Annotated in this window: 23 protein-coding genes and 1 pseudogene; 12 read left to right on the forward strand and 12 right to left on the reverse strand. The window is 70.5% G+C overall.

The features are described 5' to 3' along the window. Nucleotides 1-44: 44 nt before the first annotated feature. The 4 genes from J8403_RS06445 (at nucleotide 45) to J8403_RS06460 (ending at nucleotide 3,025) form a co-directional block, all read left to right on the forward strand. Nucleotides 45-422: a BlaI/MecI/CopY family transcriptional regulator gene (locus J8403_RS06445; RefSeq protein ID WP_211122290.1), complete on the forward strand. Its 378-nt coding sequence runs from the start codon at nucleotides 45-47 to the stop codon at nucleotides 420-422. A gap of 15 nt (nucleotides 423-437) precedes the next feature. Beyond that, nucleotides 438-1,373: a M56 family metallopeptidase gene (locus J8403_RS06450; RefSeq protein ID WP_211122291.1), complete on the forward strand. Its 936-nt coding sequence runs from the start codon at nucleotides 438-440 to the stop codon at nucleotides 1,371-1,373. Between the two features lie 260 nt (nucleotides 1,374-1,633). Continuing rightward, on the forward strand, nucleotides 1,634-2,485 hold the full coding sequence (locus J8403_RS06455; RefSeq protein ID WP_281427903.1) for a class I SAM-dependent methyltransferase: 852 nt from the start codon (nucleotides 1,634-1,636) through the stop codon (nucleotides 2,483-2,485). A 132-nt stretch (nucleotides 2,486-2,617) separates the two neighbouring features. Beyond that, nucleotides 2,618-3,025, forward strand: coding sequence for a CoA-binding protein (locus tag J8403_RS06460; protein ID WP_211122292.1), 408 nt, complete (start codon nucleotides 2,618-2,620; stop codon nucleotides 3,023-3,025). 54 nt (nucleotides 3,026-3,079) lie between these two features. On the opposite strand, the gene J8403_RS06465 is transcribed toward J8403_RS06460, so the two are convergent. The 4 genes from J8403_RS06465 to J8403_RS06480 all read right to left on the reverse strand — a co-directional run bounded on the left by J8403_RS06465 (nucleotide 3,080) and on the right by J8403_RS06480 (nucleotide 6,011). Continuing rightward, nucleotides 3,080-3,901, reverse strand: a complete 822-nt coding sequence (locus J8403_RS06465; RefSeq protein WP_211122293.1) for a class I SAM-dependent methyltransferase — start codon at nucleotides 3,899-3,901, stop codon at nucleotides 3,080-3,082. A gap of 113 nt (nucleotides 3,902-4,014) precedes the next feature. After that, nucleotides 4,015-4,467, reverse strand: a complete 453-nt coding sequence (locus tag J8403_RS06470) for a MarR family winged helix-turn-helix transcriptional regulator (protein WP_211122294.1) — start codon at nucleotides 4,465-4,467, stop codon at nucleotides 4,015-4,017. A gap of 403 nt (nucleotides 4,468-4,870) precedes the next feature. Next, entirely contained in the window at nucleotides 4,871-5,347 is a 477-nt protein-coding gene (locus J8403_RS06475; protein ID WP_211122295.1) for a glycine-rich domain-containing protein, read from the reverse strand. 244 nt (nucleotides 5,348-5,591) lie between these two features. Continuing rightward, complete coding sequence (locus J8403_RS06480; protein WP_211122296.1) at nucleotides 5,592-6,011, reverse strand: recombinase family protein; 420 nt, start codon at nucleotides 6,009-6,011, stop codon at nucleotides 5,592-5,594. Nucleotides 6,012-6,154: 143 nt separating this feature from the next. Between J8403_RS06480 and J8403_RS06485 the strand changes: the two genes are divergently transcribed. After that, nucleotides 6,155-7,336, forward strand: a complete 1,182-nt coding sequence (locus tag J8403_RS06485) for a helix-turn-helix domain-containing protein (protein WP_211122297.1) — start codon at nucleotides 6,155-6,157, stop codon at nucleotides 7,334-7,336. Nucleotides 7,337-7,354: 18 nt separating this feature from the next. Here J8403_RS06485 and J8403_RS06490 read toward each other — a convergent pair. From J8403_RS06490 to J8403_RS06500, 3 genes and pseudogenes are all read right to left on the reverse strand, one after another. Beyond that, nucleotides 7,355-7,603, reverse strand: a pseudogene (locus tag J8403_RS06490) (IS5/IS1182 family transposase); the annotation flags it as partial. 162 nt (nucleotides 7,604-7,765) lie between these two features. Beyond that, nucleotides 7,766-8,131 carry a hypothetical protein gene (locus tag J8403_RS06495; protein ID WP_211122298.1) on the reverse strand — a complete coding sequence of 122 codons (366 nt, stop codon included), beginning with the start codon at nucleotides 8,129-8,131 and terminating at the stop codon, nucleotides 7,766-7,768. Nucleotides 8,132-8,371: 240 nt separating this feature from the next. After that, a complete protein-coding gene (locus J8403_RS06500; RefSeq protein ID WP_211122299.1) occupies nucleotides 8,372-9,421 on the reverse strand; it encodes a zinc-binding dehydrogenase in 1,050 nt (349 codons plus the stop codon). 93 nt (nucleotides 9,422-9,514) lie between these two features. On the opposite strand from J8403_RS06500, the gene J8403_RS06505 reads away from it, so the two are divergent. Continuing rightward, nucleotides 9,515-10,072 carry a TetR/AcrR family transcriptional regulator gene (locus J8403_RS06505; RefSeq protein WP_211122300.1) on the forward strand — a complete coding sequence of 186 codons (558 nt, stop codon included), beginning with the start codon at nucleotides 9,515-9,517 and terminating at the stop codon, nucleotides 10,070-10,072. 102 nt (nucleotides 10,073-10,174) lie between these two features. Here the strand turns inward: J8403_RS06505 and J8403_RS06510 are convergent, their stop codons facing one another. Next, nucleotides 10,175-10,747 carry a YbaK/EbsC family protein gene (locus J8403_RS06510; protein WP_211122301.1) on the reverse strand — a complete coding sequence of 191 codons (573 nt, stop codon included), beginning with the start codon at nucleotides 10,745-10,747 and terminating at the stop codon, nucleotides 10,175-10,177. A gap of 46 nt (nucleotides 10,748-10,793) precedes the next feature. Then, the gene (locus J8403_RS06515; RefSeq protein WP_211122302.1) at nucleotides 10,794-11,366 is read right to left on the reverse strand and encodes a helix-turn-helix domain-containing protein; all 573 of its coding nucleotides are present in this window, start codon (nucleotides 11,364-11,366) and stop codon (nucleotides 10,794-10,796) included. A gap of 99 nt (nucleotides 11,367-11,465) precedes the next feature. Here J8403_RS06515 and J8403_RS06520 point away from each other — a divergent pair, with 99 nt between their 5' ends. The 6 genes from J8403_RS06520 to J8403_RS06545 all read left to right on the forward strand — a co-directional run bounded on the left by J8403_RS06520 (nucleotide 11,466) and on the right by J8403_RS06545 (nucleotide 16,443). After that, the gene (locus J8403_RS06520; RefSeq protein WP_211122303.1) at nucleotides 11,466-12,332 is read left to right on the forward strand and encodes an EamA family transporter; all 867 of its coding nucleotides are present in this window, start codon (nucleotides 11,466-11,468) and stop codon (nucleotides 12,330-12,332) included. A gap of 184 nt (nucleotides 12,333-12,516) precedes the next feature. Then, the gene (locus tag J8403_RS06525) at nucleotides 12,517-13,704 is read left to right on the forward strand and encodes an FUSC family protein (protein WP_246585725.1); all 1,188 of its coding nucleotides are present in this window, start codon (nucleotides 12,517-12,519) and stop codon (nucleotides 13,702-13,704) included. Between the two features lie 71 nt (nucleotides 13,705-13,775). Beyond that, a complete protein-coding gene (locus J8403_RS06530) occupies nucleotides 13,776-14,549 on the forward strand; it encodes a VOC family protein (RefSeq protein ID WP_211122304.1) in 774 nt (257 codons plus the stop codon). A 196-nt stretch (nucleotides 14,550-14,745) separates the two neighbouring features. After that, nucleotides 14,746-15,300, forward strand: coding sequence for a DUF2243 domain-containing protein (locus tag J8403_RS06535; protein ID WP_211122305.1), 555 nt, complete (start codon nucleotides 14,746-14,748; stop codon nucleotides 15,298-15,300). Then, nucleotides 15,300-16,175: a cytochrome c oxidase assembly protein gene (locus J8403_RS06540; protein ID WP_211122306.1), complete on the forward strand. Its 876-nt coding sequence runs from the start codon at nucleotides 15,300-15,302 to the stop codon at nucleotides 16,173-16,175. Before J8403_RS06535 ends, J8403_RS06540 begins: the two co-directional genes overlap by 1 nt. Then, the gene (locus J8403_RS06545; protein ID WP_211122307.1) at nucleotides 16,162-16,443 is read left to right on the forward strand and encodes a glutaredoxin domain-containing protein; all 282 of its coding nucleotides are present in this window, start codon (nucleotides 16,162-16,164) and stop codon (nucleotides 16,441-16,443) included. The genes J8403_RS06540 and J8403_RS06545 overlap by 14 nt, the downstream gene beginning before the upstream one ends. Nucleotides 16,444-16,627: 184 nt before the next feature. Here the strand turns inward: J8403_RS06545 and J8403_RS06550 are convergent, their stop codons facing one another. From J8403_RS06550 to J8403_RS06560, 3 genes are read right to left on the reverse strand one after another with little or no spacing between them, the layout of a single operon-like run. Beyond that, entirely contained in the window at nucleotides 16,628-17,320 is a 693-nt protein-coding gene (locus tag J8403_RS06550; RefSeq protein ID WP_211122308.1) for a GAF and ANTAR domain-containing protein, read from the reverse strand. 23 nt (nucleotides 17,321-17,343) lie between these two features. After that, nucleotides 17,344-17,889: a gamma carbonic anhydrase family protein gene (locus tag J8403_RS06555; RefSeq protein WP_425519754.1), complete on the reverse strand. Its 546-nt coding sequence runs from the start codon at nucleotides 17,887-17,889 to the stop codon at nucleotides 17,344-17,346. 60 nt (nucleotides 17,890-17,949) lie between these two features. Next, on the reverse strand, nucleotides 17,950-18,621 hold the full coding sequence (locus J8403_RS06560; protein ID WP_211122309.1) for a DedA family protein: 672 nt from the start codon (nucleotides 18,619-18,621) through the stop codon (nucleotides 17,950-17,952). Nucleotides 18,622-18,642 lie beyond the last annotated feature (21 nt).

Raw genomic sequence — 18,642 nt, forward strand, 5'->3', positions numbered from 1 at the left:
AGTCCTACACGAGTGTAGGAGATGAGGGAAGGGACGCCAACTCCATGGGCACCCGCACGCCAGGACACGGCCCCAAGCGGCCCAACGGGGCACGCGAGGCGGAGATCCTCGAACTGCTGCAGCGGGCCGACGGCGCGCTGACCCCCCGCGAGGTCACCGAACGCCTCGGTAGCGGACTGGCCTACAACAGCGTGTTGACGATCCTCACCCGCATGCACACCAAGGGACTGCTCACCCGCACCCCGCGCGGCCGGGCCCATGCCTACGCCCCGGTAACCGACGACCCCGGCTTCGCCGCCCGCCGCATGCGCTCCGTCCTGGAGGAGCGATCGGACCGCCAGGACGTCCTCGCGCGCTTCGCCGACGAGCTGTCCACCAACGACGCGGACCTGCTGCGCCAACTGCTCGGCCCCGACCAGTAGGAAGAGGCCACCCAGATGCGCATCGCCGTCTACATCCCCCTGCTGCTCTCCTTGCTCGCCCCTCTCGGAGCACGCCCCTTGTCGGAGCGATGCGAACCCCGCCTGGCGACCTGGCTGCTCACCGTCTCGGCTCTCGCCATGGGCGCAGCGACCACCATCTCACTGGGCCTGCTGGCCATCACCGGACTGATCCGCTTCCCCCAGTTGGCCAGCCTCGGCCACTGGTCGGCCCACACCGCGCAGCGCGACGACCCCGCCGAACTGTCCGTCGCCCTGCTCGCCGCCCTCCTGCTCGGCGCCGCCGTCCTCATGGCCGCCCGCATGCTCTGGCGGCGTACCCGCACCCTCACCGCCGCCGCCCTGGAAGCGGCCTGCATGCCCACCGAAGACGACTTGGTCGTGGTCGAGGACGAGGCCCCCGACGCCTTCGCGATCCCCGGCCTGCCCGGCCGCATCGTCGTCTCCACCGGCATGCTGCGCACCCTGGACGAAACCGAGCGCGACATCCTGCTCGCCCACGAACGCGCCCACCTGGCATCCCACCACTACGCCTTCGTCACCCTGGCCCAGCTCGGCGCCGCAGCCAACCCACTGCTGCGCCCCCTCGCCACGGCCGTGACGTACACCATCGAACGATGGGCCGACGAGAACGCCGCCACCGCCACGGGCGACCGCAAGCGGGTCGCCCACACCGTCGGCAAGGCCGCCCTCGCCGCCCACCACACCCCCACCCGCGCCCCGGGCGCCTCCCTGGGCATCCTCGGCCGCCGCACCGCCCTCGCCGCCGCCGGACCCGTGCCCCGCCGCGTCGCCGCCCTCCTCGCCCCTCCCTTCGGCCGCCACTCCATCCTCGCCGCCGTGGCAGCCATGGTCCTCGCCACCGCGGCCCTGTCCACCGTTGAAGCCGCCCACGACCTCCACCTGCTGCTGGAAGCCGTAAGCGCCCGATAGCCCGAGACGGCCACCCGGGAAAGCCGAACCGAAGATCGGGGACAGCGCGGCGACGACCTCACCGAGGCGATAGATCGAGGACAGCGCGGCGACGACCTCACCGAGGCGATCGCGGCCATCCGCGTCGGCACCCGCTCCTGGCCCACCCGGCCCTCAACGCCACCCCTGACTGGTGCCGGGCCGACCCATGGCCGCCATTGCCGTACAGGAACCTGGCTCCCTCATCAGGCCCCTGGAAATTGAACATCTAGGCTGGCGCGGTGACTGATGACCAGGAGCGGGTGCAGCCGTCGGGAGTGTGGGCCACGGCGGTGGGGGTGGCCAGGGTGCGGGCACTGGAGACCGAGCGGGAGAACGCGCTGTTCCGCGACCCACTGGCACGGGCATTCGCCACCGCCGGCGGCCTGTGGCCCTCCTCGCCACCACTACCGGATGACGAAGCGGCGCGACGCCGCCGACTGGCCGTGTCGTACTCCATCGTCATCAGGACGAAGTTCCTCGACGACCTGTTGCGGCAGGCCTCCGCGTCCGGAGTCCGGCAGGTCGTGCTGCTCGGCGCCGGCATGGACAGCCGGGCCTTCCGCATCGACTGGCCCGAGGGCACCCGGCTGTTCGAGGTCGACACTGCCGCGCCACTGGACTTCAAGGCTTCGGTGCTGCGCCAGGAGCGGGCCGTCGCACGCTGCGAGCGGATCACCGTCGCGGTGGATCTGCGTGCGGACTGGCCAGGCGCGCTGGCCGCCGCAGGGCACGACCCGACCGTGCCGACCGCGTGGATCGCCGAAGGACTACTGATCTATCTGCCCACGGACGCGGTGGAGCTGCTGCTGGCCCGGATCAGCACGCAGTCGGCGCCAGGCAGTCGGATGGGGCTGACATTGGGCTCGCGCGGCGTGATCGAGCGCTTCGGCGCGGACGCCGCGCCGGGATCGGCGGCGTCCATGTGGGTCTCGGAGATGCCCGACGACCCGGTGGGCTGGCTGGCCGGGCACGGCTGGGAGGCCGACAGCCACACCCTGCGCGAGCGCGCCGCCGCCTACGGCCGTCCGATCAGCACCCCGCCGCAGCGCGAGGAGGGGCCCGGCGGACTGATCTCGGCGGTCCGCCGGTAGCGCCTCCCGGTTTTTGGGAAGACACCGTCCTGGGCCGTCCCCGTTCGTCGAGGCCTGGTGTTGGGGAATCCTTCGAATGTGGTGCCTGTTGTGCCGAGAACAGGGCCTTTCTCCCGCCCGTAGGAGGCAAGCATGTACGGCGACCCGTCGACGGTCCGCAAGATCCTCACCGAGCTGGGCGACACCTGGGCCGTCGTGGGCCTGTCGACGAACGAGCGGCGTGCCGCCCACGGCGTCGCCGACGTCCTCCAGCGCTTCGGCAAGCGCATCGTGCCCGTGCACCCCAAGGCCGAGACGGTGCACGGCGAGCAGGGGTACTCCTCGCTCGCCGAGATCCCCTTCCCGGTCGACGTGGTCGATGTCTTCGTCAACAGCGAGCTGGCGGGCCCGGTCGCCGACGAGGCCGTGACCATCGGCGCCAAGGCCGTGTGGTTCCAGCTCGACGTCATCGACGAGGCCGCCTACGAGCGCACCCGCGCCGCCGGGCTCGCCATGGTGATGGACCGCTGCCCGGCCATCGAGATCCCCCGGCTGGGCTGAGCACACCCCCGCACCCGATGCGGGCAGTTCCGTATGCGATCGGGCACGCAGGCGTCACGCCGTCGCGGTGAGGAATTGCGTCTGGATCGGGACGGACTGGCCGGCTACGGGAAGCTCGAAGTGATCGACTGCCGTCACCTCGTCGGCGTCCTCGATCCGCCATCCGTTCCGCTCGAAGAGTGCCAGCCAGGCCTCACGGGGTTGGATCGTGTGCAGGGGACTGGCACCGGCGAACATCACGTCGTCCACAGCCGAGACGACGAGGCCGGAGTCGAGTCCGGCAGGATGCACTTCGGCGGTGAGGGCCAGGGTGCTCCCCCTCGCGGCGCGGCCGGAAACCCCGGCGAGGAGCCGCTCGACGTCGCCCGGTTCGAGGAACAGAACAAGATGTTCGGCGATGAAGAGGGTCGGCCGCTGAGCGTCGTGCCCGGCGCGGGCCAGTACCTCGGCGACATCGTCGGTCCCGAAGTCCACTGCGGCCAGGGTGACGTGGGCGGTCTCGGTGTCCATCGCTTCGAGTCGACGAGCCTTGTCGGCGACGATGTCAGGCAGATCGAGGTCGAAGAACCGCACGCCGGAATGCCGGAACCGCACAGCGCGGTCGTCGTAGCCCGCACCGAGGTTGACGACCTGGGGAATTCCCGTCGCGACAGCGTCCAGCACGAGCTGGTCGAAGTACGGAGCACGGGGCGCCAGCAGTCCGAGTGACAGGGAGATGTCACTGGGACCACCGCCCGGCTCGATCGCCTGCAACCCCTCTACGAGCGCCCGCCCGGCGTCGGGGTCGCCCTCGGCGGTGTGCGGTCGTTCGAACTCGACACGTCCGAGGGCGCACACCTCTCGGACCATGGTCAGTATCTGGTCTGCTTTCGTCATGGTGACGGCACCTTTGCTCGCTGGGCACGCTTGTCCAGGCAGGTTCGCGCATGTGTCGACCGATGCCGACACGGGGGCAATGGGATGTGGTTTCGGCGTCTCGGCCGGGCGTGTTACGAGTCGCCCGGGCCCGGGTTCGACAGATGAGCGGTGATCTTGTCGAGCAGCGCCTGGAGGGCGGCTCGCTCCGACTTGGTGAGCGGCGCGAGGATCGACTCGTCCACGGCGGTCATCGCCTCCTCATGTCCGGCAATGAGCTCCGTGCCGGCATCGGTGGCGAAGACGCGCTTGCTGCGCTCATCGCCGTCTTCAAAGCGGCGTTCAACGAGATCCCGCGCTTCGAGCCCACGCAAGACAGCCGAGACATTCGCCGCGGTCGTACGCGTCGCCTGCGCGATATCGCGTTGGATGGCTCCGGGGTTCTCGGCGAGGTAGCTGAGCACGAATGCCTGCTGCAGGGTGAGTCCCCGGGAGCGAATCCAATCCTGTCCGGCCTGCACCTGAGCCCAGTTGATGACCTTGAGCCGCTCAAGCGGACTGGCGGGGGCGCGTTCCGACTGGTCCATGCCTCGAACGCTATCAGTTAAGGCCTTAACAGTAAATTCCCTAACCGACCCGCCACCGCCCCGCCCGCCGGGGACGAGCACAGGCCACGACCCCGCCCGGCGCCACGAGGGAAGCGCACGGACGGGTCGCCGTCGGGGCCGATGATCTACGGAACGACACCCTTACCGCCACACCTGTTGCACGGGACGACGTAAGCGATCCCGCCGACCACGACGACCGTTGCCGTCAGCCTCGGGCCACGCTCCCCCGTACACCCGCAGGCGTTCGCGGGACGAGGTTTCGGGCCTCGAAGCTGATCAACGACGGCCACGAGCCCCTTCTGATTGGGATTCACCCACCGTGTCGACATAGACACCTCCCGTGGCGATGCTACGTGCCGCCGAAGCGCCGGTCAGTCAGTCGTCAGTTCGGCCCGCTCGGACCGTCACCGTCCGGGTCCCCGGTGCAACTTCCCTCCGGACCGCCGGGGCTGTGCTGACAGCCGGCGGCTACCGGGATGGACGCATCGGTCGGCGCGAGCCACAGAGCGTCGTCCACGGTGTGCCCCGCCGCGACGATCCGAGCCTGAGTCTTCGTCAGCACTTGGGGGCCCCGGCTCCCGGGGGCCGGGCGCTCCGGCACGTGGTGAACGAACGTCCCGATCTTGTCGCACAGCCGCTTGTAGACGCGGGTGTGCAGGATCAACGCGTGCCATTCCTCGTCGACGAGCCTTGACGGCGTGAGCGGTTCGGGAGCGGTTGCGACGGCTGCGAGGTATTTCACCGCCTCATCGACGATGCGCCCCGCCAGTTGCGGCGCCATGTCCGGATTGTTGACCATAACCGTGTCGACGACGGCCGCTCGGTCCTCGTCGGGCAGCAGAGCTGTACCGTGATTCATGCGCGTGCCTCTTCTCTGTGAGTGGTGCGCTGCCCTCGCCCTGGTCACTGGCCTCCAAGCACGCGACTGGGGCGAGGCTGTGTGCGGCCCCCACTCCTCCACTCGCCGCACAACGGGCATCGGAGCGGGGGCCACGGCCCGGGACGGAGCCGACCAAAGCACTCCCGGACCGCTTCCTGTCTGCCCTGACGTTCCAGCACCACGACAGGCAGGGGCTTTGGCGGATGAGGGACGAGGGAGTAACTCAGGTACGCGGCTTGCCGTTCGTGTCGACGCCGCGAATGGCCGCGGGTTGCATCCCGGGCGGCACCTCGCAGGCCGCGTCGTTGACCGCTACGCACACCCCGTCGATGTTGCTCACGAGCTGCCGCAGCCTGTCACTGGTGACCGGGTCGTAGGCAATACGCTCCCAGCTCGCCACGAGGCATACGAAGCGCCGGCCCCGGCCCTCATGGCGCATCGCCGCGATCATGCCTTGCCAGAACGGCCGACGCTCGGATACGGCAGCATCTCCGCGATCAACCCACTGGCCGACCACCTCCCAATTCATCTGGGCGGCGAAGGCTCGGCACAGGGCAATGCGCGTGTTCAGCCGATCCGTCTGCGTCGTCTCCTCCCGGTCGTAGATGAATACGAGGGTCCTTGGCTCGTCGTGGGTGGTCATCCCGGCTCCCGGTCACTTGTTTCCCCTGTGTGACCAGATAACTACCGGCGCCCCGTGATCAGTTGACACAAAGCTTGCACAACGGACCGTCAGAAGTCCTGCGGGGCACGGACGCAGGCGAATTGGCGTGCGACAGTGGAGCCATGCACAGCGCACCGTCAGCCGGTGAGAACATCGCGGTACTCCGGAAAGTCCGCGGGACGAGTCAAGCGAGCCTGGCCCGACAGATGGGCATCTCCCTGTCGTATCTGAGCAAGATCGAGACAGGGCTGCGCCCGGCGACTCCGCCTCTCGTCGCAGCTGCGGCCTCCGCGCTGCGCGTCACAACGGCCAGGGTCTACGGCGATCCGTTCAGCGATCCATCGAAGCAACACGAACTGATGGATGCTCTCCGCACCGTCGTCCGCCGCCACACCTTGCCGCGCGAGGACGTTCCGCCGCCCAGTGAACTGGCTGCCTCGCTGCAGCGCGCCGCCCAGCTTCGGGCGGATACGAACTACCTGGAGTTGCTCCAGCTCCTCCCGAGGCTACTCGGCCAGGTCACCGCGACGGCCATGGAGAGCGACGGCGACGCCACGGCGTGGGGGCAAGTCGCTGACGTCTATAGCTGCGCGTACGCCTGCGCCCATCGGTTTCGCCAGCCCGACCTCGCGGACATGATCGTCAGCCGTCAGCAGTGGGCGGCTCATCAGACGTGGAACCCGTCGGCCGAAGCGGCTGCCGCGTGGAATGAGGCGGGGACGTACCAGTCGGCCGGCGAGTACTCCGACGGATTGGCGATCATTGAACGCGCCATCGTTCGCTACGAGATGATTCCGGGTGACGACCTGGAGCGCGTCGTCCATCTGGGCTCGCTGCATCTGCGCGGCGTCGTCCTGGCGTCCAGACACGAGGACAAGGCGGCCACCGCGGCCCATGTCCGTCGGGCAACGGCACTCGCTGAGCGGATCACCGGCCCTGACGTCCTGCAGCACAATCTGACGTTCGGCCCCGGCAACACAGCGCTGTACGAGTTGGCCGCCCGCATCGAACTCGGCCAGCCGGACAAGGCGGCGGAGGTCGCGACACCGCTGCTGACGGCGCCTCCCGCAGGCCTCAAGCCGTCACGCATCGGCCGACTGGCCATCGACGCCGCCCGCGCTCGGCTCGCGACGAAGGATCTCGTCGGCGCGGAGGAGGCCCTGAAGCAAGCCTTCCGCGTCGCCCCGCAGATGGCGGAGATCCACCCGATGGCGCGGGAGGTGATGCGCGTTCTGTGGACCATGCACCAGCGCAGCCGCCGGGACCTCCTGGCCATGGCGAAGCGGTCGGGGTTAGCGTCCTGACCCACGCGAAAAGCTCCCGCTTGACTCGTAGCGAGCGGCGATGCCGCGCCACTGCTTCAGGCGGTTGATGCACCGCTCGACCGTGTTGCGCTGCCTGTAGGTCGACGCCTTGTCGGCCAGGACCAGGTCCGGCCTGGTGCGGGGACGTCCTCGCCGACGGGGAAGGCGCAGACGGGCCATGACCTCGGTGAAGGCAGGTGCATCATCGGCTTGTCCGGCGGTGAGAACGAAGGCGAGGGGCCGGCAGCGGGCATCGGCGGCGAGGTGGTGTACGACGGCGTCTCCGGCCACGGACCCATTTCGGTCCACGGCCGTGCGTGCCGGGCCGGAGAACGGACAGGAGCCGATCACGCCGCCGGGAGGCCAAGCGTCGTCTGCCTCAGGGCAGTGACGAAGCCGGGCCCGAGGAGCGCAGGCCGCCACGGCTACTCATCGCTCAGTGTCCCGCTGCGTATCGCTGTCGGCGCTGTCGCTCTCCGCGCTTCCGTACTCCGCGTGGAACTCTGCGACCCGCTTGTCCTCCGTTCCGCGCCGCGCTATCCGGCGGGCGATCCATGCGGTGCCCCCACCGACGACGAGGACTAGTGCAGTGATCAGCACGGCGCGGAATACGGTCGACAGCCCGAAGAGTGACGACAACCCCATTCCGATGAACACGCCGAAGACCAGGCCCACAGAGCCCCACACGATCGTGACGGTGTCGGTCAGTTGCCGTTCCGTGAGATATTTGTCGTAGTAGTCACCCCGGATGGGGTAGCGACCACTGGTGTTGCCGGTGCCGCCGGGCATGCTCATTGCTCACCGTTCCGTACTCGTCGTCCAAGGGCGGTAGTGGTTACCGGACCCCGCTGCTCCGGCTGTGATCAGGAGCAGAATCAGGGTCCTGCCCAACTCCTTGTCTCCCACACCTGGGCAGTTTCGCTCCATGGTCCGCCCGCTGATCCAAACGAAACCACGCACCATTACGTCTTCCAAGGCACCGTCACCGTCACGGCGGTCCGCTTAGGGCTCCACCCGTGATCCGTCGGATGGAACTCAGGGGTGCATGACGATCTTTCCCACGTGCCCCCTGAGGGAGAGTTCTTCCTGCGCCCGAGCGGCCTGGTCCAGGGGGAAGGTCGCGGCGATGACGGGCTGGACCTCTGCCCGACGAGCGAGGTCCATGAGGAGGTCGAAGTGCCTGGGCGTGTGCATCGCGGACCCGATGACCTGGACGTTGTGCAGGTAGAGGCGGCGCACGTCAAAGGTCAGTTCGTAGCCACCGAGTGCGCCGGCGATGACCCACCGGCCCCCTTCGCGCAACAGCGGCAGCCCCTCGCCGACCAGTTCGCCGGCCACGACGTCGAGTGCGACGTCGATGCCCTCCGGGGCGGCGGCGCGGATTTGTCCGGCGATGTCTTCTGCACGGTCGATGACGTCGTGCGCGCCTGCTTCGCGCACCGCGTCGATCTTGGGTCCACTGCTGATGGCGAGCACCCTCGCGCCGCGTGCACGGGCGATCTGCACCAGCGCGAGGCCGACGCCACCGGAGGCTCCCGAGACCAGGGTGGTTTCCCCCTTCCGTAGCCGGCCGCGCTCGATCATGCCCAGCGCCGTGCCGTACGCGGTCGGCAGCGTCGCGAGCTGCTCGTCCGTAAGCGGAGATTCCGTCACGTCGTGTACACGCTCCACCGGCGCCGTCACGTACTCGGCGTATCCGCCGTCGCGTTCGCTCCCCATCAGGCCCACCGGGTGGGCGTCCGGCCCTTCGGTGTCGTAGATCGCGGGGTCGACGACCACTCGGCGTCCTACGAGGCCCCCCGTGACGCCGGTCCCGACGGCCACGACCCGGCCGGCCACGTCGGCGCCCTGGATGCGCGGGAAGTCGATCGGGCCTCGCCAGCCCGAGAGCGCCTTCGGGTTGTCCGGACGGCCGTAGGCGCCTTCCCGGGTCCACAGGTCGGTGTTGTTCAGCGCTACCGCGCCGACCTGGACCAGCACCTCCCCTGCCTGAGGGGCGGGGACGGCGACCTCCGCCAGCTCAAGGACCTCCGGTCCTCCGTGCCTGGTGATGCGCACCGCTCGCATGAGCTCGGACACACCCATCGCTTGAACCTCCTCGCAGGTATACTGATCTGTAAACCTTTCCCCACCGTACACCGATCTGTGAAGGGGCCCGTCGTGCAGGGAGCGCGGCCTATGACACCGGCCGGCCGCCGCATCGTGGCGGCCGCCGAGGAGTTGTTCTACAACCGCGGCATCACGGCGGTCGGTGTGGACCTGATCGCCGAGCGCTCGGGCGTGACCAAGCGGACCCTGTACAACCAGTTCGGTTCGAAAGACCGCCTCGTGGCGGCCTATCTCACGGAACGCGACCAGCGCTGGCGGTCACTCGTCCGTGCCGCCGTTGACGCCAGCGACACCCCGGCCGAGGCCGTCACCGCCCCCTTCGAGGCCCTGCGGACCTGGAGCGAGACCAACACCCGCGGATGCGCCTTCATCAACGCACTGGCGGAGCTCCCGGATCCCTCGCATTCCGCATACCGCATCGCCGCGAACCAGAAGCTCTGGCTGCTGAACCTGTTCAAGGAACTCGCCGCCACGGCGGGCTGCTCGCACCCGGCCACCCTGGCCACCCAACTGCTCGTGCTGCACGAGGGTGCTGTCGCCACGCAGCCGCTCTCGCTCGACAGCCTTCCGGAGAGTACTGACCTGGCCCGAGTCCTGGTTCAAGCCAGCCTGTCGCACGGTCAGTAGAGCGTTTTCGACAGGGCGGGGTATGCGTGATGGGCATCGCGACCCCGGCCATGATCTGATCCACCGGACAGGGCCTGGCCGGGCGTCGCGGCGTGGGCGGGTTCAGGCGCCGACGGCACCCGGCGAGCCCAGGCCCTCCAGGACCACCGCGCCCGGCAACCCGGCCAGCAGCTTGCCCGGGACGATGAGTTTGCCGCGGCGGGTGCCGCTGCCGATGAGGGCGTAGGGGATGTCGGCCACGGCGGAGTCCACCAGGAGCGGCCAGGTGGCGGGCAGGCCGATGGGGGTGATGCCACCGAACTCCATGCCGCTTTCGCCCGTGGCCGTGTCCATCGGGGCGAACGACGCCTTGCGCGCGCCGAGCTGGCGGCGCACCACGCCGTTGACGTCCGCGCGGGTGTGGGCCAGGACCAGGCAGGCGGCGAGAGTGGTCTCGCCGCCCCGTTTGCCCGCGACGACCACGCAGTTGGCGGACTGTTCCAGCAGCCAGGGGCCGTAGTTCTCGACGAGTACGGCGGTGTCGGCCTTGTCCGGGTCGGTGTCCACGAACAGCACCTGCTCCACCGGCTCCGAGCCACGCCAGTCGCGCAGCGCCTCGGCGACGGGGGCGGTCAGCAGATCCAGGCACTCGACGGCGGGACGGACCTCGTCGAAGGCATCCATCGGCGTACTCATGCCGTCAAACTAGCAGGCCGGGCGGGGTACGAAGGGCCGGGTGGCGTCAGCGGGCGGGCGGTACCGACACCGCCATGGTCATCTCCACCGGTGCCGACCCCTCGTTGCGGTAGGTGTGCGGGGTGTTCGCCTCGAACGCCGCGGAGGTGCCGGCCGGGACGGTGTGCGCCTCGCCGCCGAGCACCAGGGTGAGCTCGCCCGCCGTCACATGGATCAGCTCGACCGTGCCGGACGGATGCGGATCGGAGGCACTCTCGTCGCCGGGCATCAGCCGCCATCCCCACATCTCCAGCGGACCGCCCGCCTCGGTGCCGACGAGCAGGGAGGTGTAGCTGCCCGCCTCGGTGGACCACATCCGTACCGCCTGCTCGGGCGGGACGAAGGTCACCCGCGGCCCGTGCTCGTAGTCGAGCAGGGTGGTGATGCTCACGCCGAGCGCGTCCGCGAGCTTGACCGTGGTGCCCACGCTCGGATTCGTACGGGCCTGCTCGATCTGGATGATCATGCCCCGGCTGACCCCGGCGCGGGCCGCGAGGGCGTCGAGGGTGAAGCCGCGTTCGTTGCGCCACCGCTTGAGGTTGCGGGCGAGCGACTGCGTGAGCTGATCGAGGTCCGTCACGGTCCGGTCCGTCCATAATAGTGAATGGCGTAGTCGAGTGCAGTGAACTACTGTGGGCTGTACTCCCACGTCCACCACACTGTACGGCGAGGTTTCACCATGTCCGCACTCTTCGCGCTTGCCACCAGCCTGCTCTGGGGGCTGGCCGACTTCGGCGGAGGGTTGCTCACCCGGCGCACACCCGCGCTCACCGTGGTCGTCGCCTCCCAGATCATCGCGGTGACCGTCCTCGGGGCCATCGTGGTGGCCACCGGCGGATGGTCCGAGGCGGGGCCGCAGTTGTGGTTCGCGGCGGCGGCCGGTGTGGTCGGCCCGGCCGCGATGCTGTGCTTCTACCGGGCCCTCGCGCTCGGCCCGATGGGCGTCGTCTCCCCGCTCGGCGCGCTCGGCGGGGTCATCGTGCCGCTCGGCGTCGCGCTGGTGCTCGGCGAGCGGCCCGGGCTGCTGCAGGTCTCCGGGGTCGTGGTGGCGGTCGCGGGCGTGGTCCTGGCGAGCGGTCCGCAGACCGGCGGTGCGCCCGTCCAGCGGCAGACGCTCCTGCTCACCCTGGTCGCCGCGCTGGGCTTCGGCTCGGTGATGGCGCTGATCGCCGAGGCGTCGACCACGCTGACCGGGCTCTTCCTCGCGCTGTTCGTCCAGCGGGTGTGCAATGTGGCGGTCGGCGGCACCGCGCTCCTCTTCTCCGTACGGCGGGGAAACCCCGGACTGCCCGAGGGCGGGATGGGCGTGGTGTGGGCGTCGCTGCCCGCGCTCGCCTTCGTGGGCCTCGCCGACGTGGCCGCGAACGGCACGTACAACCTCGCCGCCCACCACGGCCCGGTCACCGTCGCCGCGGTGCTCGCCTCCCTGTACCCCGTGGTGACCGCCCTCGCCGCCCGCGGACTGCTCGGCGAGCGGCTGCGGGTGGTGCAGGCCACGGGCGCCGGACTCGCCCTGGTCGGGACGCTGCTGCTGGCCACGGGCTGAGCGGACCGCGGCCCGGCCCATCCCGCGTAAGCGGCCCGGTCCCGTCCCGCGTAAGCGGCCCGGTCCCGTCCCGCGTAAGCGGCCCGGTCCCGTCCCGCGTAAGCGGCCCGGTCCCGTCCCGCGTAAGCGGCCCGGTCCCGTCCCACCATGCATAAGCCGACGCGTCCCAGGAACCCCCTACTCCATGGCGCACATGATCGAGAACCTGTATGGGGTGCGGGCCGGAGCCCGAGGAGTCGCACAGGCCGCGGTCCGGGCGTGCCGCGGGCCGGGGCGGGAGCGGGACCTGGTCGTGCAGTCGCTGAAGGCCGCCGGGGCGGCCACCCTCGCCTGGGCGGTGTCGGGGTGGTGGCTGCGGGATCCGGTGGCGCTGATGGCGCCGTGGGTGGCGGTGGTCCTGGTGCAAGCCACCGTCTTCCGTTCGCTGTTCAAGGGGTTGCAGCAGCTGGTGGCCATCGCCGTCGGCACGCTCCTGGCGGCGGGGGCCGAAGCCCTGACGGGGAACACCCTGGCCTCGGTGGCCCTGGTCCTGCCGGTCGTGATGCTGCTCAGCAACTGGCCCCGCCTCGGCGACCAGGGCATCTACGGGCCCACCACCGCGCTGTTCACCCTCACCTCCGGCCCCGTGTCCAGCCTCACGGTCTCCCACCGGCTGCTGCAGGCGGTGCTGGGCGCCGCGATCGGCATCGCGGTCAACGCGCTGATCTTCCCTCCGGTCCATCTGCGGGACATACGGGAGAACCTCAGCGGTCTGGCCCGTGGCGCGGAGGACGCCCTCGCGTGCATGGCCGAGCGGCTGAGCGAGGAGGACTGGTCCGAGGAGACGGCCGCCGACTGGCGGCGGCTGTCGAATCGCCTCCAACAGCGGCAGGAGAGCCTGCGATCGGCACGGCTGTGGAGCCATGAGAGCCTCCGGCTGAACCCCAGGCTGCCGTGGAGGGGGCGCCGGAAGCTGCCGCCGGTCCCCGACGAGAGCGAGGACCAGCGATGGGGGTCGATCGTCGCGCAGATCGGCGGGATCACCAACACCATGATCGATATCGCCGACGAGAACCGCACCATCCCCTCCCCCGACCACCAGGCGCTCGGCGACTACGGCCGCCTCCTCTGTGCCCTGGCGGCCGCGTGCCGGGCCCGCGCGGATCTGATCTGCCTGCCCTCCGCCCCCGACGACGAGGAGACGCACACCCGACTCGACGAGGCCCTGGACTCGGTCGAACGGCGCCACGACGCCCTCCACAAGCACCTCTGCGACCAGCGCAGCGTCTCCGCCGCCACCACCGCCGTGCTGGGCACCCTGTTGATCCAGGCCCAGAACATCTGGCATGACATCGCCCCGGAGACCTGGCCCCGCGCCACCGCCGGGGCATAGCACCCGGCCGTCGGGGTACACCGGTGCAGTCCCCGCGGTGGTGTCGGGGCGGAGTGTGAGGAGTGGTGCCCATGAAGCCGATCGGCCACGCACGGCCGGGATTCCCCTGCTGGGTGAGTCTCGCCGCCCCCAGCATCCAGGCGGCGCAGGAGTTCTACACCGCGGTGCTCGGGTGGACCTGGCGCCCCACCGGGATGGGTGAGGAGTTCCGTACGGCGCTGTTCGGCGGCGCGCCGGTGGCCGGGGTCGGAGCACTCGCGAACAGCCTTCGGAGCGCGGCCGCCTGGACACCGTTCTTCGCCGTGGAGGACGCGGACGCCACCGCGGCACGGATCCATGAGCGGGGCGGCACCGTCGGCGTCGGCCCGCTCCCCTTCGGCCCGGGCCGCCGCGCCGCGCTGGCCGCCGACCGCGACGGCGCCGTCTTCGGCTTCTGGGCGGGGGAGGCGCTGCCCGGCTGGCCGTCGGGTCCGGACGGCGCCCCGGCCTGGCTGGAGCTGCGCACGCGCGACGCGTTCGCGGTCGCCCTCTTCTACGGCGAGGTCTTCGGCTGGGCGTCCCCGGAGGGCAGCTGCTCGGTGGAGTACGAGAACGACGAGGTGATCGTGCGCGAGGCGGGGCGCAAGCTGGCGGTGGTCCACGGCGGCGCCGTCGAGCAGGCCCCCGACCCGGAGGTCCGGCCGCGCTGGTACGTCCACTTCCGCGTCCCGGATGTGACGGCCGCGGTGACGGCGGCCCGTGCCGCCGGAGGCACGGTCGCCCTCGCGCCGACCGCCTCCCCCGCCGGCCGTCAGGCGATCCTGCGCGACCCGGACGGCGGGCTGTTCACCGTCACCGCCGCCTGACGGACGGCCCGAAGCGGCCCGCTCCGGCTCACCTCGCCCCGGCCCGGCTGAGTCCACGCCACCCCGCCCCGGCTCGGCGTATGGCGGAAAGACGGCGCGGACCGGTGACGAAGCCGGTCCGGCCGGGAAGCCGTGGTGGCGACGGGCGCGCGGGAACACCCTGCCGTCCGCACTGTCGGCAGGACGGAGAGCGGTGATGGCCACCACGGCGGACGAAACCCGGGCCGGTCTGCCCACGCCGCACACCATCCGGCTCCCGGGGATCGTGCTGGGCGTGGGGCTGGGCGGCTTCCTCGACGGGATCCTGCTGCACCAGCTCCTGCAGTGGCACCACATGCTCAGCGGCACCGACCACGACCACATCGGGGTCAGGTACTACAACCCGCACACCGTCCCCGGGCTGGAGATGAACACCGTGTGGGACGGGATCTTCCACGCCGTGTGCTGGATCGCGGTCCTGCTGGGGCTGGCGATCCTCTACGCCCGGGTCACCCACGACCGCCGCCGGGTGTGGGGCTCGCGCGTGCTGTGGGGCTGGATCCTGGTCGGCTGGGGCCTGTTCAACCTGGTCGAGGGGGTGCTGGACCACCAGATCCTCGGCATCCACCATGTCCGCGGCGGCCCGGAGCAGGCGTGGTGGGACGCCGGTTTCCTGATCCTGGGCGCCCTTCTGGTGGCCGGCGGCTATCTGCTGCAGCGCGGCGGGGCGCCCTCCGGCCCCGAGGCACCCCACGCCACCGGGCCCAGGTGATGGGTGGCGGCGCGGCGCATCCCGGCCATGGACACGGCGGGGGCGGCGGCCCCCTGGACGTATGGCTGCCGGGCCTCGCCCTGCTGGTGTGCGCCGCCGCCTACGCGCTGGCGGTCCGCCGCGCCCGTCGCCGCAACCCCGCCCAGGGCTGGCCGGCCGCCCGATCGGTGAGCTTCGCGGCCGGGCTCGCCCTCCTGGCCCTCGCGCTGCTTCCGCCCCTCGCGCCGTTCGCCCATCGGGACTTCCGCGGCCATATGGTCCAGCATCTGCTGCTCGGGATGTATGCACCCCTGGCGCTGGTGCTCGCGGCCCCGGTCACCCTGCTGCTGCGCGCCCTGCCCCCGCACCGCGGCCGATGGCTGACCGCGGTGCTGCGCACCCGCCCCGCGCGGCTGCTCGCCCACCCCGTCGCCGCCCTGCTGCTGACCACCGGTGGGCTGGTGCTGCTGTACTTCACCCCCCTCTACGACACCGTCATGGGCCGACCGGGGTGGCACTGGCTGACACACGCCCATTTCCTGCTCTCGGGCTGGCTGTTCGCCTATGTCATCGCCGGTCCCGACCCGGCGCCCGCCCGGCCGGGTGTGCCGGCCCGACTGGTGGTCCTCGGCCTCGCCATCGCGGCCCACGCCACCATCGCCCAGTTGATGTACGGGGGCTTCTGGGTCGAGGTCCACGCGCCGATCGCCGAGGTCCAGGGCGGCGCGGAGATCATGTACTACGGCGGCGACGTCGCCGAGCTCCTGCTGGCCGCGGCCCTCGTCGCCACCTGGCGTCCCGTACGGACCCCTCGGAGTGCGTACGGGACACGGCTACGCTCGGTGCGGCGCCCGACCGGGCGGCTCGAGGAGGGGATGCGTGATGGCGGAGCATGAGGACCGAGACGGAGTGGTGGTGTACTGGCGGCCGCTGTGCCCGTTCTGTATGCACCTGCGCACGCGGCTGCGCCTCGCCCGGCTGCGGCACACCGAGGTGAACATCTGGCGGGATCCGGAGGCGGCCGCGTTCGTCCGCTTGGTCGCGGACGGGAACGAGACGGTGCCGACCGTGACGGTGGCCGGCCGGCCCATGGTGAACCCGTCGATGGGTGAGCTGATGGAGGCGGTCAGGACCCACGCCCCGCACGTCCTGTCCAAGGACTGATGAGGGGTGTCGTACCGGGCGGGCCGGGGTACCCGCCTCGCAAGCCGTCGGCGTACCCCCGGGGGAACACGGTGGCCAGGCCCTTCCGGTCCAGACCACGGGCCGGAAGAGCCGCCCGGCTGATGCGTCGGCCCCAGCCGATGCGTCAGCCGCCAATATCGCCCGTCAGCCGTCACTACCGGCCTCAGCCGTCGATACCGCCGCTCTCGCAGATCTGCCGGGCGAGATCCCGCAGCTTGACGTTACGCTCCTGGGAGACCCGCCGCATCAGCGCGAAGGCGTCATCCTCGGTGATCTTCAGCCGTTCCATGAGGATGCCCATGGCCTCGCCGATGGTGTGCCGGGTCTCGATCGCCTGCTGGAGCTGGTCGGCGGTGCGGGCGCTGGAGAAGGCGACCGCGCCGTGCGAGGCGAGCAGCCAGCCGGCCGTCTCGCTGGCCTTGGTGAAGGCGGCGGGGCGCGCCGAGTAGAGGTTCAGGGCGCCGAGGTTCTCCTTCTCGGTGTAGAGCAGGAATCCCATCATGCTGCCGATGCCGAGGTCGCGGGCCTGGCTGACGAAGGCCGGCCAGCGCTCCTCGGGCTGGGTGAAGTCCTTGATCCGGAACACCCGCTCACCGCCCAGCCGCCGGGCCGCGTCGAAGCACGGCCCCTCGCCGAGCCGTTCCTGCAGCCGGTCGGAGCGGACCACCAGGCTGTCGGTGGGGGCGAGCGACTCCACCCGCTTGCCGCGGAGCATCAGAATGCCGGCCGCGTCGCAGCCGTCCACGATGTCCACCGCGCACTCGGAGATCCGCTCGAGAGTGGCCTCCACGGATTCCTGCGCCAGCAGGTCCCGCGCCATGGTGGCCATGCGTTCGGCGAAGACTTCCCAGTCCATGACCACCATCCGATCACATCGAGTTACTCGCCGCCTCTGAGCGCTTCCCGGTACTGCTCGGCCCGGTCCGCGTACACCTGGGCGTTGAGCTTGATGCCTTCCCGTTCCTCGTCGGTGAGGGCGCGCTTCACCTTCGCCGGCACCCCGGCCACCAGTGAGCCGGGCGGTATCTCCATGCCCTGCGGCACCAGGGCCTGGGCGGCGACCAGCGATCCGGCACCGACCCGGGCGCCGTTGAGGACCGTGGCCCCCATGCCGATGAGCACATCGTCCTCGACCGTGCAGCCGTGCACGACCGCGTTGTGCCCGACGGAGACCCGCTCACCGATCGAGACCGGGAATCCGGGGTCGACGTGCACCGTGCAATTGTCCTGGATATTGCTGTCCGCGCCGACGACGATGGGGCCGCCGTCGCCCCGTAGCACCGCCTGGTACCAGATGCTCGCTCCCGCGGCCAGCACGACCTCGCCGATCACCACCGACGTGGGAGCCACGAACGCCTCGGGGGCGATCTGTGGCTCCTTGCCGCCGATACCGAAGATCAAGGCGTCCCGCACCGTTACTCCCACCTGGTTGTCCTCTTCGTGTTCCCCGCCCTGGCCGGTCCACCGCTTCGGCAGGCGACCGCCTCAGTCGCCGGCCCGGACCGGCTCCGGCTCGGCCGTCTCGGAATCGGCCGTCGTGACCGCGGCGGTGGGCTTGGCCTTCTTGGAGCGCCACTTCATGACGAGCATCGAGCCGAGGCCGAAGAGCAGGGCCAGCACGAGCCCGAGCCAGGAGAAGCGCTTGAGCCAGTCCTCGGCGACCTTGCCCAGGGAGTAGATGACCGCGGTGGTGCCACCGGCCCAGATGATGCCGCCGAGCACATTGGCGATGAGGAACTTCCAGTACGGCATCTGCAGCACACCCGCGAGCGGACCCGCGAAGATGCGCAGCAGTGCGATGAAACGGCCGACGAAGACCGCCCACATGCCCCACTTCTGGAAGGAGCGCTCGGCGGTCGCCACATGTTCGGCGCTGAAGTGCTTGGGGAATTTGCGGCCCAGCCAGGTGAGGAGTGGCTGGCCGCCCTTGCGGCCGATGAGATAGCCGATGGAGTCGCCGATCACCGCGCCCGCGATGGCGCTGGCGCCGAGGACGTAGGGGTTGATGTGGTCCTGTGAGGCCGCCAGCAGCGTCGCGCTGACGAGGACGATCTCACCGGGAAGCGGGATTCCCAGGCTCTCCAGGCCGATGACGAGACCCACCAGCAGATACACGCTGACCGCGGGTACGGTCTCGAGCCATTCCTCGATATGCAACGCCGGTTCCTCCCCATGTGG

Origin of the sequence: Streptomyces yatensis (assembly GCF_018069625.1) — a bacterium.
Taxonomy (GTDB): domain Bacteria; phylum Actinomycetota; class Actinomycetes; order Streptomycetales; family Streptomycetaceae; genus Streptomyces; species Streptomyces yatensis.

Coding starts and splice junctions, on each gene's coding strand:
- J8403_RS06445 (WP_211122290.1), top strand. CDS start 45: ATGGGCACCCGCACGCCAGGACACGGCCCCAAGCGGCCCAACGGGGCA.
- J8403_RS06450 (WP_211122291.1), top strand. CDS start 438: ATGCGCATCGCCGTCTACATCCCCCTGCTGCTCTCCTTGCTCGCCCCT.
- J8403_RS06460 (WP_211122292.1), top strand. CDS start 2,618: ATGTACGGCGACCCGTCGACGGTCCGCAAGATCCTCACCGAGCTGGGC.
- J8403_RS06465 (WP_211122293.1), bottom strand. CDS start 3,901: ATGACGAAAGCAGACCAGATACTGACCATGGTCCGAGAGGTGTGCGCC.
- J8403_RS06470 (WP_211122294.1), bottom strand. CDS start 4,467: ATGGACCAGTCGGAACGCGCCCCCGCCAGTCCGCTTGAGCGGCTCAAG.
- J8403_RS06475 (WP_211122295.1), bottom strand. CDS start 5,347: ATGAATCACGGTACAGCTCTGCTGCCCGACGAGGACCGAGCGGCCGTC.
- J8403_RS06480 (WP_211122296.1), bottom strand. CDS start 6,011: ATGACCACCCACGACGAGCCAAGGACCCTCGTATTCATCTACGACCGG.
- J8403_RS06485 (WP_211122297.1), top strand. CDS start 6,155: ATGCACAGCGCACCGTCAGCCGGTGAGAACATCGCGGTACTCCGGAAA.
- J8403_RS06495 (WP_211122298.1), bottom strand. CDS start 8,131: ATGAGCATGCCCGGCGGCACCGGCAACACCAGTGGTCGCTACCCCATC.
- J8403_RS06500 (WP_211122299.1), bottom strand. CDS start 9,421: ATGGGTGTGTCCGAGCTCATGCGAGCGGTGCGCATCACCAGGCACGGA.
- J8403_RS06505 (WP_211122300.1), top strand. CDS start 9,515: ATGACACCGGCCGGCCGCCGCATCGTGGCGGCCGCCGAGGAGTTGTTC.
- J8403_RS06510 (WP_211122301.1), bottom strand. CDS start 10,747: ATGAGTACGCCGATGGATGCCTTCGACGAGGTCCGTCCCGCCGTCGAG.
- J8403_RS06520 (WP_211122303.1), top strand. CDS start 11,466: ATGTCCGCACTCTTCGCGCTTGCCACCAGCCTGCTCTGGGGGCTGGCC.
- J8403_RS06525 (WP_246585725.1), top strand. CDS start 12,517: ATGGCGCACATGATCGAGAACCTGTATGGGGTGCGGGCCGGAGCCCGA.
- J8403_RS06530 (WP_211122304.1), top strand. CDS start 13,776: ATGAAGCCGATCGGCCACGCACGGCCGGGATTCCCCTGCTGGGTGAGT.
- J8403_RS06535 (WP_211122305.1), top strand. CDS start 14,746: ATGGCCACCACGGCGGACGAAACCCGGGCCGGTCTGCCCACGCCGCAC.
- J8403_RS06540 (WP_211122306.1), top strand. CDS start 15,300: ATGGGTGGCGGCGCGGCGCATCCCGGCCATGGACACGGCGGGGGCGGC.
- J8403_RS06545 (WP_211122307.1), top strand. CDS start 16,162: ATGGCGGAGCATGAGGACCGAGACGGAGTGGTGGTGTACTGGCGGCCG.
- J8403_RS06550 (WP_211122308.1), bottom strand. CDS start 17,320: ATGGACTGGGAAGTCTTCGCCGAACGCATGGCCACCATGGCGCGGGAC.